Source organism: Stenotrophomonas sp. SMYL89, assembly GCF_036319985.1.
Lineage (GTDB): Bacteria > Pseudomonadota > Gammaproteobacteria > Xanthomonadales > Xanthomonadaceae > Stenotrophomonas > Stenotrophomonas maltophilia_Q.
Genome location: NZ_JAWIRW010000002.1, coordinates 1 through 11,998 on the forward strand (window position 1 = coordinate 1; position 11,998 = coordinate 11,998).

Consider the following 11,998-nt stretch of genomic DNA (forward strand, 5'->3'; position numbering starts at 1 on the left):
CGACGTTAAGGTGCGGGATGGGGATCGCTCGGCTCGTCTGTCGGCTGGTACCCGCAGATATCATGTTGACGGTCCCTCCACCCTGGCTCCTACATACCTCGTAGGAGCCGGGAGGAACATACAAGCCCATGCTCGGCTGGCCGGACAGCAGCCGAGCATGGGCTCGGCTCTACAGATGAAGCTTCAAGCGCTCTCGTGCGCGGCCACCGCGTCCATCACCCGCGCCGAATACACCAGCGCAGCACCGGCATTGAGCGACACCGCCACACCGAGCGCCTCGGCGATTTCCTCGCGGCTGGCGCCGTGCTTCAGCGCGGCATCCACGTGCACGGTGATGCAACCGTCGCAGCGGGTGGTGACCGCCACCGCCAGCGCGATCAGCTCGCGGGTCTTCGCATCGAGGTGGTTGGTCTGGGCACCGGCATTGGCCAGCATGGCGTAGCCCTTCACCGTATCCGGCGAGAGCTTGCCGATCTCGCCGATGCGGCCCTTCAGTTCCTTGCGATAGGCATTCCAGTCGAGCATGGGGTGACTCCTGTGAAAGGAGCCCCACGCTACCACCGGGAATGTTGCGCCGATGCCTGCACTGGCGCGCCACACCGTTGCAGCCACACAGGGTCGTGCCGGCCGCTGGCCGGCCCCCTTGTTCAGCGGTTGCGCAGCGCGTGCACCGCCGGTGCCACCTGGGCCTGACGGCCCAGCTCCAGGCCGACCTGGTCCAGTGCATCGGCCAGCGCGGCGGCATCATCATCGCGCAACGTGGCGTGACCGACCTTGCGACCTTCGCGCGACTCCTTGCCGTAGTCGTGCCAATGGCCGCTGGCCTGGCCCAGCACCGGCGCCGGGTCGGGCATCGCGCCCAGCCAGTTCAGCATGCAGGCATGGCCGAGCATGCGGGTGCTGCCCAGCGGCAGGCCCAGCACGGCACGCAGGTGGTTCTCGAACTGCGAGGTCTCGCTGCCTTCGATGGTCCAGTGGCCGGAGTTGTGCACGCGCGGCGCCATCTCGTTGGCCAGCAGTTCGCCATCGCGGCAGAACAGCTCCAGGGCGAACACGCCGACGTACTGCAGGTGCTCGGCAACGCGGCGGGCATAGCCGATCGCGGCCTGCCGCTCGGCATCGGACAGCACGGCCGGGGCCACGCTGGCCGACAGCACGCCGTCGACATGCCAGTTGCCGGTGACCGGCCAGGCCTCGAAGCTGCCATCGCGGCCACGCACGGCGACCACGCTGACCTCGCGCTGGAACGCCACGAAGCCTTCCAGGATCAGGCCGGTACGCTCGACCTGCGCACCCAGTGCATCCCACGCGGCGTCGATGTCGGCCTCGCTGCGCAGGCGGAACTGGCCCTTGCCGTCGTAACCCAGGCGGCGGGTCTTGAGGATGCACGGCAGGCCGAACTCGGCCGCCTTCGCAGCCAGCTCGTCACGGCTGCGGATATCGGCAAAGGCCGGCAGCGGGATGCCCAACTGCTGGAACAGGGTCTTCTCGCTCAACCGGTCCTGGGCCACCGCCAGCGCGGCCGGCGGCGGATAGACCGGCACGCGGTCGGCCAGGAACTGCGCGCTGTCAGCGGGCACGTTCTCGAAATCGAAGGTGACCACGTCGACCTTGGCAGCGAACTCCGCCAGCGCCTGGCGGTCGTCGAAGGCACCCACGGTGAGCGGCGCCAGCGGGCCGCTGCAGGCGTCGGCCGCCGGGTCGTACAACTGGAAGCGCAGCCCCAGCGGCGCACCGGCCAGGACCATCATGCGGGCGAGCTGGCCGCCGCCCAGGATGCCGACGGTCAGGCTCATTGGCGCGGATCGTCGTGGGCCATCACGTCTTCGGTCTGGCGTGCACGGAAGGCGTCAAGCGCCTGGCCGATCGCCGGCTGGTCGATGGCCAGCATCGCGGCGGCGAACAGCGCGGCGTTGGACGCGCCGGCATTGCCGATGGCGAAGGTGGCGACCGGGATGCCGGCCGGCATCTGCACGATCGACAGCAGCGAGTCCATGCCGTTGAGGGCCTTGGACTGCGCCGGCACGCCCAGCACCGGCACCGCGGTCTTGGCGGCGATCATGCCCGGCAGGTGGGCGGCCCCGCCGGCACCGGCGATGATCGCGCGCAGGCCACGCGGGCCCGCCTGCTCGGCGTAACTGAACAACACATCCGGCGTCCGATGCGCGGACACCACCTTCACTTCGAACGGAACACCCAGGGCTTCAAGCTTCTGGGCGGCGTGCTGCATGGTTTCCCAGTCGGAACGGGAACCCATGACGATGCCGACAAGCGGCGCGATCGGGTTGGGGGTCATTGGCCGTCACCTGCCTTAAAGACGTATTCTAGCCATCTTCCACGCAAGACGAAGAACCATGGATCGCAAGCTGCTCGACCTGCTGGTGTCGCCGGACACCCGCCAGCCCCTGTCCCTGCTGGATGGCAAGGGCCTGGAAGCCCTCAACAAGGCCATTTCCGCCGGTGCGGTGAACAAGGCCGATGGCAACCCGCTGGCGCAGCCGCTGCGCGAAGCGCTGGTCACCCGTGACCGCAAGCAGGTGTTCCGCGTCGACGACGGCATTCCGGTGCTGCTGGCCGAGGAAGCCATTCCCACCGCCCAGATCACCGACTTCCCGGCCGCATGAGCGCGCTGCCGACGCCGGATGCGGCCGTTGTCGCCGCCGATGTCGCGCGTGCGCTGGCCGAGGACCTGGGCAGCGGCGACGTCACCGCTGCGCTGCTGCCCGACCAGGCCGACAGCGCTTACCTGCTGTGCAAGCAGGACGGAGTGATCGCCGGCCGCCCCTGGTTCGACGCCACTCACCGCGCGCTCGACCCGGACGTGCGCATCGAATGGCGCGTCTCCGAAGGTGACGCGGTCACCGCCGGCACCGTGCTGGCCCTGCTGCACGGCCGCAGCCGCAGCCTGGTCAGTGCCGAGCGCACCTCACTGAACTTCCTGCAGACGCTGTCTGGCACCGCCACCACCACGGCCCGCTACGTGGCCGCCGTGGCCGGTACCGGTACGCGCATCCTCGACACCCGCAAGACCCTGCCCGGCCTGCGCCTGGCACAGAAGTACGCCGTGCGCTGTGGCGGCGGCGAGAACCACCGCTTCGGTCTGTACGACACGGTGATGCTGAAGGAAAACCACATCCGTGCCGCCGGTTCGCTGGCCGCGGCCGTGGCCGCCGCACGCCGGCAATGGCCTGGGCTGCCGCTGGTGGTCGAGGTCGAGGATCTGGCGCAGCTGCGCCAGGCACTGGAAACCGGTTGCGAACGCATCCTGCTGGATGACTTCAGCCCCGACCTGCGCCGCGAGGCGGTGCGCATCACGGCGGGCCGCATCCCGCTGGAGGTCTCCGGCAGCGTGGGACTGGGGGGCCTGCGCTCGATCGCCGAAGACGGCGTGGACTGCATCTCCATCGGTGGCCTGACCAAGCACGTGCAGGCCATCGATCTGTCGCTGAAGCTGGGCCCGCCGCCGGGTTGAGGCCTACGTGACCTTGTAGAGCCGAGCCCACGCTCGGCTGCCTCTCGATCTGCAGCGAGCCCCGCACGCGATGAGCCGAGCACAGGCTCGGCTCTACAGGATCCGGGGCACCTTCACGGCTCGGCTACGCCAGCCTCTGCGACGCTGCGGCCATCCCCCACAGGAGCCGCGCATGCGCCGGATGCTCTTGCCTGCCTGCCTGCTGCTGGCCGCGGCGCCGCTGTCCGCGGCGGCCGCCGAAGCCTGCGATGTGCCACCGCGCTTCGGCCTCAGCCCCTTGGCCGTGGCCATCCGCAACACCGCCTGCAACGAGCACCGGTTGTGGTTCCGGCCCTTCATCGATCGTGATGGCCGCGCCGCCAGCCTCAGCGTCACCGAGGCCGAAAGCGATCACCTGGCCGACAATGGACTGATCGCCTGGCAGCGCGTGGCCGGCTACTGGCGCAACAGCGGCACGCTCAATGCGATGGGCAGCATCGCGGGGGCCAGCAGCTGCCTGGCCCCGTTGGGCACGCGCTACACCGACAGTGACTGCCGGGCGTTCCTGATCGACAACCCTTGGTCGGCTGCCTTCATTTCCTGGGTGATGGTGCGCGCCGGTGTTCCGGGCTTCAACACCTCGCCACGCCATATCGACTACATCCGCGCGGCCTACCAGGGCGGCCCATCGGGCGTACCTTACCGGCTGGTCGACCCCGCCACCGCCAAGCCCGCGCCCGGCGACCTGCTGTGCTTCCTGCGTGACCGCAGTACCACGCTCAGCTACAGCGGGCTGGTACAGGCGCTGGGCAATGGCTCGGTGGGCCACTGGAAATCGCATTGCGAAGTGGTGGTGGCGGCCAACCTCGGCGGCGACCAGACGCTGTACCTGGTGGGTGGCAACGTGATGAACACGGTGGCGATGCGGTTGCTGCAGCTTGATCGTACCGGGTTGATCAAACTGCCACCGGCGCGCGAACGCAACAGCACGGGCATTGACCCCAGCTGCACCCCGGGGCGTGAGGAAGAATGCAGTTTCAACCGCCAGGACTGGGCCGCCCTGCTGCAGCTGACTGCAACCTCACCGCTGGTGATGCCCTCGCCCACTGCCGCGCCGATACAACCCACGCCGGTGTCGCAACCGACCAGCGCGCCCGCACAGCCGGTGACGGACGAACCCCGACCGACACGCTGATGCCGGCGCTTGATCCAGCGCGCGTTCGCCGCCATCTTTGCGGGATCGACCTCTGACGGCTGACGCCATGCCCACCCTGCTGCTGTTGCTGATTGCCGGCGGAATCATCTACTTCTTCTGGAACGCTGCGCGTTCGGCCGCCGAGCGCGCCGTCGAGCTGGGTCGCAACGCCTGCCGCGCCGCCGATGTGCAATGGCTGGACCAGGCGGTGCACGCCACCGGCCTGCGCCTGTCGCGCGGCGAAGATGGCCGGCTCGGCTTCGAGCGCACCTTCAAGTTCGAGTATTCCTACGATGGCATCGACCGCCATGTCGGTCGCATGGTGCTGCGTGGCGACCAGCTGATCTCGTTCACCGGCCCGGGGGCGGCGCGGATCAGCCAGATCCGGCCGGATGTGGAGGATGCCGAGGATGTGTAGGGGCTTGGGGTGCCGACCAACGGTCGGCACGCACCGGTGAATCCAGCAAAGAAAAACGCCGCCCATCGGGGCGGCGTCGGAAACATCATTTGACGACGCGCAGGTTCGGGCGTCCCTTGGGCGGCGGACTGGCCGGCGGCGTATCGTCCGGCGGCGTACCTTCATCGTGCAGCAGTTCATCGCTGGTCGGAGCGGTATCGTTGCCCGGAATATCGTCCGGCAGCGCCATTCCCTGCCCGGTCTCGCGCGCGTAGACGGCCAGCACGGCGCTGATCGGTACCTGCACCGGATAGCTGGTGCCGGAGAAGCGCGCCGAGAAGCTCACCATCTCGTTGTCGATCATCAGCCGTACGACGGCACGTTCGGCGATGTTGAGCACGACCCGGCCATCCTTGACCGCCGAAGGCGGGACCTGCACGCCGGGAACGCCGGCGTCGACCAGGATGTGCGGGGTCAGCTGGTTGTCGTTGATCCATTCCACCAGCGCCCGCAGCAGGTACGGGCGGTGGCTGGTCATGTGGAAGAAGTCTTCGGTCATGCGTGAAGTGTACGCGCCCGGCGCCCCGCCGGGGCGGATCGCCTGCACGCCGGTCGGCGTGCAGACGGGTAACGCATGCCAGGATCAGACCGGCAGATCGCGCAGTTTCTTTTCCTGCTCGGTCAGGCTGCGGACGAAGCCGGGGTGGCGGAAGATGCGGTTGCCATAATCCTCGATCGCCTTGCCGTCCTTCGGCAGCGGTACATCCAGCGACTGCAGGCGCCAGATGATCGGCGCCATCGCGCAGTCGGCCAGGCTCATTTCCGGGTTGAGGAAGAATTTGCTGGCCTTGAACAGCGGCAGCGAGGCGGTCAGCAGTTCCTTCAGGCGCTTGCGCCCGGCCTCGGCCTGGGTCTTGTTGCCCAGCTGGATGGCCTGCACCTGCGGCACCCAGTCGTGCTCGATGCGCAGCATCGCCAGGCGGATGCGCGCGCGCGAGAGCGGATCGACCGGCATCAGTGGCGGATGCGGATAACGCTCATCCAGGTACTCGCTGACCACCGATGCGGCGTACAGCACCAGCTCGCGCTCGACCAGGGTCGGCACCGAATGGTACGGATTGAGGTCGATCAGGTCTTCAGGCGGGTTCTGCGGATCGACCGGAACGAAGTCGAACGTGACCCCCTTGGCCGCCAGCACCAGGCGTACACGGTGGCACAGTACATCGTCGTTCGAGGAAAACAGCGTCAGTGTATTGCGCATGCGTACGCTCGCCGCCATCAAAGGCTCTCCCACGACAGGAGACCGCCTGCCGCATCGGCGCCGCCGGCACCGTGCCAGCGATCGACTCCTCCCCGAGTGTGCAACCGACCATCACAAAAGCCAATAGGCCCGTGCGATGGCCGGCGGCAGAATCAGTGAACGTCCTTCCAGTATTCCTTCTTCAGCAGGTACAGCAGGAAGGTCAGCAGGGCCAGGAACAGGATCACCCACACGCCCAGCTGCTGGCGCTTGAGCGCGGCCGGTTCACCGGCGTATTCGAGGAAGTTGGTGATGTCCCGCACGGCCTGATCGTACTGCCCGGCATCGACCGACCCGGGCGTTTCGATTTTCAGGCCGGTCACCGGCGGGTCCATGCCGGGCGCTTCCGCCTTGCCGTGCACCGCATGCTGCAGGCCCTGCATCTCCCACAGCGGGTTGGGCATGGACGCGTTGGCGAACAGCGCGTTGTTCCAGCCCAGCGGCCGGCTGCTGTCCAGGTAGAACGACTTGAGGTAGGTGTAGACCCAGTCGCTGCCGCGTACGCGCGAAATCAGGCTGAGGTCCGGGGGCATCTTGCCGAACCACTTCTCGGCGTTCTCCTTGGGCATCGCCACCGGGATCGGGTCACCGATCGCCGAGCCGGTGAAGTTGAGGTTGTTCATCACCTCCTCTTCGGTCAGGCCCAGGTCCTGCGCCATCCGCGAATAGCGCAGGTACTTCAGCGCGTGGCAGCCGGAGCAATAGTTCATGTAGAGCTGCGCGCCGCGCTGCAGCGAGGCCCGGTCACCCAGGTCGTTGCCGGCCTGCAGCAGCTTGGTGCCACCTTCGGCGGCGGAGGCCAGGAAACTGCCCAGCATCAGGGCGGCCATCAGGGCCAGCCGGACCATCCAGCGATCAGTCATGGGTGGTCACCCTCTCCGGTACCGGCTTGGTCTTGTCCAACCGTGTCCATAGCGGCATGGTGATGAAGAACGCGAAGTACAGGAAGGTCAGCACCCGCCCGATGTAGGTCTCGTGCACGTCGGTGCCCGGACCGGAGCCGATCACGCCCAGCCACACGAAGCACACCGCCAGCACGCCCAGCATCACCTTCGAGATCCAGCCGCGGTAGCGCACCGACTTCACCCGCGCCTTGTCCAGCCACGGCACCAGGAACAGGATCGCGATGGCCGAGAACATCACCAGCACGCCGCCCAGCTTGTTCGGCACCACCCGCAACATCGCGTAGTACGGCGTGTAGTACCAGACTGGCTTGATGTGTTCCGGGGTCACCAAGCGGTTGGCCTCGGTGAAGTTGTCGTGCTCCAGGAACAGGCCACCGAAACCGGGCGCGAAGAAGATGATGAAGGCGGCGATGATCAGCAGGAAGCCGGCGCCGACGCCATCCTTGAGCGTGTAGTACGGGTGGAACGGAATGCCGTCGGCCGGCGCGTTCGGCGACCAGCGGTTGCCCTTCGGCCCCTTCTTGATCTCCACGCCATCGGGATTGTTCGAACCCACTTCGTGCAGCGCGCCCAGGTGCAGTACCACCAGCAGCAACAGCACCAGCGGCAATGCGATGACATGCAGCGCGAAGAAGCGGTTGAGCGTGGCGTCACTGGGCAGGTAATCGCCCATGATCCATTCGGTCAGTCCGTTGCCGATCACCGGTATCGCGCCGAACAGCGAGATGATCACCTTGGCGCCCCAGAACGACATCTGGCCCCACGGCAGCACGTAGCCCATGAAGGCTTCGGCCATCAGCACCAGGTAGATCAGCATGCCCAGGATCCACACCAGTTCGCGCGGCTTCTGGTAACTGCCGTACAGCAGGCCGCGGAACATGTGCAGGTAGACCACGATGAAGAACAGCGAGGCCCCGGTGGAGTGCATGTAGCGGATCAGCCAGCCCCACTCCACGTCCCGCATGATGTATTCGATGGAACCGAACGCCTCGGCGGCGTTGGTCTTGTAGTGCATCGTCAGGAAGATGCCGGTGACGATCTGGTTGACCAGCACCAGCAGCGCCAGCGAACCGAAGTAGTACCAGATGTTGAAGTTCTTCGGCGCATAGTACTCGCTGACGTGCTTGCGGTAGACCGGCATCAGGCCGGGCGCGCGGGCGTTGACCCAGTCGGCCACGCCGCTGGCGGTACGGCTGAGGATATTGGCCATCAGGCTGCCCCCTGCGGATCGACACCGATGATGATGGTGTTGTCGTCCTGGTAGTGGTGCGCGGGCACCTTCAGGTTGATCGGCGCCGGCACGTCCTTGAAGACGCGCCCGGACATGTCGAAGCGCGACTTGTGGCAGGGGCAGAAGTAGCCGCCCTTCCACTGCGGGTCGTAGGGTTCAGGCCGGATCTCGGCGACCATTTCCGGCGAGCAGCCCAGGTGCGTGCACAGGCCGACCAGCACGGAGATGTCCGGCTTGATCGAGCGCAGCTCGGGATTCTGCTTGAGCACGTAGTCCGGCTGTTGGTCCTTCTCGCCGGACTCGGGGTCCTTGAGACGGCCATCCAGCCCGTGCAACGCTTCGAGGATCGCCTTGGACCGTTTGACGATCCAGATCGGCTGGCCACGCCATTCCACTATCAGGCGTTGGCCTTCCTGCAGGGCGCTGATGTCGGCCACCACCGGTGCGCCGGCAAGCTTGGCGCGGGCACTGGGGTTCCAGGATTTTATGAAAGGAACTGCGGTGAATCCGACGCCGACGGCGCCCACCACGGCTGTGGTGGCAGAAAGAAAACGCCGACGTCCGGTGTTGACTGGATCGTGTACCCCATCGTTGGCCATCCGGCACTCCGATATTGATTAGGTAGCTTTAAGGCTGCCAGCGGATCCGGTGGGGGCCAGAGCCGCATTGAATCTTGGGCGAGTGTAGCGGAACCGTCGCGCGCCACACAACGCACTGCAACAACATTGAATTACGGGGTTGCCGGCCAGCGGCCGGCACTACCGGCTGCTTGCCGCTTCGCTCGCCAGGCATGGCCTGGCGCTATTGCTTGCTCAATGCGGTGCGGTAACGTTCGGCCAGCTGCCCGACCCGGCGCACGTAGTACTGCGTCTCGCTGTAGGGCGGCACGCCGCCGTGGCGGTCGACCGCGCCCTCGCCTGCGTTGTAGCCGGCCGCGGCCAGGGTCAGGTCGCCATTGAAGCGCTTCAGCAACCACGCAAGATACTGCACGCCGCCGCGGATGTTCTGCCCGGCGTCGTAGGAATCACTGACCCCGAAGCGCGCGGCGGTCGGCGGCATCAGCTGCATCAGGCCCTGTGCACCGGCACGGCTGAGCGCGGTCGGATTGTAGGCCGACTCGGCATGGATGATGGCGCGCACCACCGCCTCTTCCACGCCGAACTCGCGCGCAGCCGACGTGATCTCGGCCTGGAAGGCCGAGGTGTTCAGCCGCACCGTGCCGAAGTCCACGCGCGGGTTGACCCCGCAGGCGTAGCAGCGCTCGATGAAGCTGTAGCGGATGGTCCGCACCGGGCCAAGATTGGCCACTTGCCTCGGGCGCGCACTGGTGTAGTGCCGCACGCCGTCCTTCATGAAGGAATAGACCTGGCCACTGACCATGCGCCCGGCACGCGAGGGCGTCGGTGCGGCGACGGGGGCTGGCGCAGCCGGCGTCGGTGCGACCTGGGGGGGCGCAGCGGCGCTGGCCGCCACGGCAACCGGATTGCGTTCGATGCTGGCCACGGTGGTCGGCGCAGGCTTCGGTGCAGCCACCACCGCGCGCGGCGCCGGGCGGGTATCGCGGCTATAGCTGATGGTGCTGCAGCGCGCGCCGGCCACCCGCTTGCTCACATAACTGGTGACGCCGTCAGCGCCCTGGCACTTGTACAGGGTTCCAGCGCTGGCCGGCGCAGCGGTCAGCGCAGCGATGATAATCGCCGTTGTCCCCAGTATCCCCTTCATGGCGGCGAGTGTCCCAGCTTCGCCGGGGCTTGCCAAGCGATGTGGCTCAGCCTGTGACCGGCGGCACAGCCAGCAGCTGGCCGAGGCCCGCCAGGCGCTGTGCCAGTTCGTCGCGCAGACCTGGCGGGGTGGTCCAAAGCGCCACCGGTATGCGGTCCAGGCTGAGGATCTGCGCCAGCATCATGCCGCGGCTCTCGGCCCCCATCCGCAGCAGGCAGTGGTCGGAGCCATCCGCTTCCAGTACGCCACACCACGGCGGGATGCGGCCTTCCAGCTCGGAATGGCTGCCGGCCAGGCGGAGGATGGCCTGCAGCGCGAACGGCGCCTGGCTGACCGCCTGCCGCACCATCACGTCTGGAGGCGCCGGCGTGCGCCGATGCAGGCCTGGCTCGGTGCACTCGCGCACCGCGCCCATCCGGTCCACGCGCAGGGTGCGCCAGTCCTGGCGCCCCAGGTCCCAGGCCAGCAGGTACCAGCGCCGTCCATAGTTGACCAGGTGCTGCGCCTCGACCTCGCGCTGGGTAACCGCGTCCTGCGCGCTGCGGTACTCGAAGGCCAGCCGCGAGGCCTGCCGGCAGTGCTGGGCCAGCCGGCCGAGCAGGCGTGCATCTGTGGCGGGCAGATCGGACAGGGTGGCGGTGGCCGCATGCACTTCGCCTGCCTGCTGTCGACGGCGGGTCGGCACCAGCGGGTCGAGCTTGGACAGCAGGCCGCGCGCGGTGTCATCGATGCCGGCGACAGTGGCCGAGGCCGCACGCAGGGCAATGGCCAGCGTGGTGGCTTCCTCCTCGTCCAGCAGCATCGGCAGCACCGGCGCACCGGCCCCGAGCTGATAGCCGCCGCCGACCCCGGCCGAGGCCTGCACCGGGTAGCCGAGTTCGCGCAGGCGCTCAATGTCGCGGCGGATGCTGCGCCGGTCCACGCCCATGCGTTCGGCCAGTTCGGCCCCCGACCACTGGCGGCGGGCCTGCAACAGGGCGATCAGGCGCAGCAGGCGATGGGCGGTATGGCGCATGAAGGATCGAGGACAGAAGTCGTCCGCAATAGTGCCCCAGGATGAGCGCCAGTTCACCACCCACTGCAAGGAGCACTGCCATGACCTCACGCCAGATCACCCTGTACCACGCCGCCCGTTCGCGCTCGAGCGGCGCGGTGGCCCTGCTCGAAGCACTCGGTGCCGACTACCGCATGCAGGTGCTGGACCTGAAGGCCGGCGCCAACCTGGCCCCGGCCTACCTGGCGATCAACCCGATGGGCAAGGTGCCGGCCATCGTCCACAACGGTGCGCTGGTGACCGAACAGGTGGCGATCTACCTGTATCTGGCCGACCTGTACCCGGAAGCGGGGCTGGCGCCGCCGATCGGTGATGCCCTGCGCGGCCCCTACCTGCGCTGGATGGCGTTCTATGGCGCCTGTTTCGAGCCGGCGATGATCGACAAGGCGATGCATCGCGAGCCGCCTCCGCGCCTGATGTCGCCCTACAACGACGCCGAGACGGTGCTGCAGGTGATCGAGGCCCAGCTGGCGCAAGGCCCGTACCTGCTCGGCGAGACCATGAGCGCCGCCGACGTGCTGTGGGGCAATGCGCTGGCCTGGACCACCGCCTTCGGCCTGGTGCAGCCGGCGCCGGCAACGGCCGACTACATCGCCCGGATGAGCGCGATGACCGCCTTCGACCGGTCGCGGCAGATCGATGCGGAGCTGGCGGCGGCGTAAGCAGCGCCCCCTTGTAGAGCCGAGCCCACGCTCGGCTGCTCCTCCGCCTTGCCAAAGGCAGCCGAGCGTGGGCGCGGCTCT

General features: G+C 67.6%; 15 protein-coding genes. 5 read left to right on the forward strand and 10 right to left on the reverse strand.

What is annotated here, in order from left to right; translation table 11 throughout:
• Positions 1-183: 183 nt before the first annotated feature.
• The 3 genes from V3B41_RS02725 to purE all read right to left on the reverse strand — a co-directional run bounded on the left by V3B41_RS02725 (position 184) and on the right by purE (position 2,296).
• Positions 184-525, reverse strand: a complete 342-nt coding sequence (locus V3B41_RS02725; RefSeq protein ID WP_224329168.1) for a carboxymuconolactone decarboxylase family protein — start codon at positions 523-525, stop codon at positions 184-186.
• A 122-nt stretch (positions 526-647) separates the two neighbouring features.
• Positions 648-1,796, reverse strand: coding sequence for a 5-(carboxyamino)imidazole ribonucleotide synthase (locus V3B41_RS02730; protein WP_049432564.1), 1,149 nt, complete (start codon positions 1,794-1,796; stop codon positions 648-650).
• Complete coding sequence (gene purE, locus V3B41_RS02735; protein WP_329859995.1) at positions 1,793-2,296, reverse strand: 5-(carboxyamino)imidazole ribonucleotide mutase; 504 nt, start codon at positions 2,294-2,296, stop codon at positions 1,793-1,795. The genes V3B41_RS02730 and purE overlap by 4 nt, the downstream gene beginning before the upstream one ends.
• Positions 2,297-2,354: 58 nt before the next feature.
• Between purE and V3B41_RS02740 the strand changes: the two genes are divergently transcribed.
• From V3B41_RS02740 to V3B41_RS02755, 4 genes are all read left to right on the forward strand, one after another.
• Entirely contained in the window at positions 2,355-2,624 is a 270-nt protein-coding gene (locus V3B41_RS02740; protein WP_049432560.1) for a Trm112 family protein, read from the forward strand.
• Complete coding sequence (nadC, locus tag V3B41_RS02745) at positions 2,621-3,472, forward strand: carboxylating nicotinate-nucleotide diphosphorylase (protein WP_049432557.1); 852 nt, start codon at positions 2,621-2,623, stop codon at positions 3,470-3,472. Before V3B41_RS02740 ends, nadC begins: the two co-directional genes overlap by 4 nt.
• Before the next feature lie 172 nt (positions 3,473-3,644).
• Complete coding sequence (locus V3B41_RS02750) at positions 3,645-4,646, forward strand: DUF2272 domain-containing protein (protein ID WP_049432554.1); 1,002 nt, start codon at positions 3,645-3,647, stop codon at positions 4,644-4,646.
• Positions 4,647-4,713: 67 nt separating this feature from the next.
• On the forward strand, positions 4,714-5,064 hold the full coding sequence (locus V3B41_RS02755; RefSeq protein ID WP_005415950.1) for a DUF3301 domain-containing protein: 351 nt from the start codon (positions 4,714-4,716) through the stop codon (positions 5,062-5,064).
• A gap of 85 nt (positions 5,065-5,149) precedes the next feature.
• Here V3B41_RS02755 and V3B41_RS02760 read toward each other — a convergent pair whose 3' ends face one another.
• The 7 genes from V3B41_RS02760 to V3B41_RS02790 form a co-directional block, all read right to left on the reverse strand.
• A complete protein-coding gene (locus V3B41_RS02760) occupies positions 5,150-5,602 on the reverse strand; it encodes a ClpXP protease specificity-enhancing factor (RefSeq protein WP_049432553.1) in 453 nt (150 codons plus the stop codon).
• An 84-nt stretch (positions 5,603-5,686) separates the two neighbouring features.
• On the reverse strand, positions 5,687-6,322 hold the full coding sequence (locus tag V3B41_RS02765) for a glutathione S-transferase N-terminal domain-containing protein (RefSeq protein WP_005415948.1): 636 nt from the start codon (positions 6,320-6,322) through the stop codon (positions 5,687-5,689).
• A gap of 134 nt (positions 6,323-6,456) precedes the next feature.
• The gene (locus tag V3B41_RS02770; RefSeq protein WP_049432549.1) at positions 6,457-7,206 is read right to left on the reverse strand and encodes a cytochrome c1; all 750 of its coding nucleotides are present in this window, start codon (positions 7,204-7,206) and stop codon (positions 6,457-6,459) included.
• Positions 7,199-8,458, reverse strand: a complete 1,260-nt coding sequence (locus tag V3B41_RS02775) for a cytochrome bc complex cytochrome b subunit (RefSeq protein WP_006429450.1) — start codon at positions 8,456-8,458, stop codon at positions 7,199-7,201. Before V3B41_RS02775 ends, V3B41_RS02770 begins: the two co-directional genes overlap by 8 nt.
• Positions 8,458-9,078, reverse strand: coding sequence for a ubiquinol-cytochrome c reductase iron-sulfur subunit (gene petA, locus V3B41_RS02780; RefSeq protein ID WP_049432544.1), 621 nt, complete (start codon positions 9,076-9,078; stop codon positions 8,458-8,460). Before petA ends, V3B41_RS02775 begins: the two co-directional genes overlap by 1 nt.
• A 202-nt stretch (positions 9,079-9,280) precedes the next feature.
• Entirely contained in the window at positions 9,281-10,201 is a 921-nt protein-coding gene (locus tag V3B41_RS02785) for a lytic transglycosylase domain-containing protein (RefSeq protein WP_049432541.1), read from the reverse strand.
• A 46-nt stretch (positions 10,202-10,247) separates the two neighbouring features.
• Positions 10,248-11,216, reverse strand: a complete 969-nt coding sequence (locus V3B41_RS02790; RefSeq protein WP_100443627.1) for a WYL domain-containing protein — start codon at positions 11,214-11,216, stop codon at positions 10,248-10,250.
• Between the two features lie 80 nt (positions 11,217-11,296).
• On the opposite strand from V3B41_RS02790, the gene V3B41_RS02795 reads away from it, so the two are divergent.
• Entirely contained in the window at positions 11,297-11,917 is a 621-nt protein-coding gene (locus V3B41_RS02795) for a glutathione S-transferase family protein (protein WP_012510589.1), read from the forward strand.
• The last annotated feature ends 81 nt before the right edge of the window (positions 11,918-11,998 follow it).

Excerpts from the sequence above, each read along its gene's own strand:
- nadC (WP_049432557.1), top strand. The coding sequence starts at position 2,621 with ATGAGCGCGCTGCCGACGCCGGATGCGGCCGTTGTCGCCGCCGATGTC.
- V3B41_RS02760 (WP_049432553.1), bottom strand. The coding sequence starts at position 5,602 with ATGACCGAAGACTTCTTCCACATGACCAGCCACCGCCCGTACCTGCTG.
- V3B41_RS02730 (WP_049432564.1), bottom strand. The coding sequence starts at position 1,796 with ATGAGCCTGACCGTCGGCATCCTGGGCGGCGGCCAGCTCGCCCGCATG.
- V3B41_RS02775 (WP_006429450.1), bottom strand. The coding sequence starts at position 8,458 with ATGGCCAATATCCTCAGCCGTACCGCCAGCGGCGTGGCCGACTGGGTC.
- V3B41_RS02725 (WP_224329168.1), bottom strand. The coding sequence starts at position 525 with ATGCTCGACTGGAATGCCTATCGCAAGGAACTGAAGGGCCGCATCGGC.
- petA (WP_049432544.1), bottom strand. The coding sequence starts at position 9,078 with ATGGCCAACGATGGGGTACACGATCCAGTCAACACCGGACGTCGGCGT.
- V3B41_RS02765 (WP_005415948.1), bottom strand. The coding sequence starts at position 6,322 with ATGGCGGCGAGCGTACGCATGCGCAATACACTGACGCTGTTTTCCTCG.
- purE (WP_329859995.1), bottom strand. The coding sequence starts at position 2,296 with ATGACCCCCAACCCGATCGCGCCGCTTGTCGGCATCGTCATGGGTTCC.
- V3B41_RS02770 (WP_049432549.1), bottom strand. The coding sequence starts at position 7,206 with ATGACTGATCGCTGGATGGTCCGGCTGGCCCTGATGGCCGCCCTGATG.
- V3B41_RS02740 (WP_049432560.1), top strand. The coding sequence starts at position 2,355 with ATGGATCGCAAGCTGCTCGACCTGCTGGTGTCGCCGGACACCCGCCAG.
- V3B41_RS02750 (WP_049432554.1), top strand. The coding sequence starts at position 3,645 with ATGCGCCGGATGCTCTTGCCTGCCTGCCTGCTGCTGGCCGCGGCGCCG.
- V3B41_RS02755 (WP_005415950.1), top strand. The coding sequence starts at position 4,714 with ATGCCCACCCTGCTGCTGTTGCTGATTGCCGGCGGAATCATCTACTTC.
- V3B41_RS02790 (WP_100443627.1), bottom strand. The coding sequence starts at position 11,216 with ATGCGCCATACCGCCCATCGCCTGCTGCGCCTGATCGCCCTGTTGCAG.
- V3B41_RS02795 (WP_012510589.1), top strand. The coding sequence starts at position 11,297 with ATGACCTCACGCCAGATCACCCTGTACCACGCCGCCCGTTCGCGCTCG.
- V3B41_RS02785 (WP_049432541.1), bottom strand. The coding sequence starts at position 10,201 with ATGAAGGGGATACTGGGGACAACGGCGATTATCATCGCTGCGCTGACC.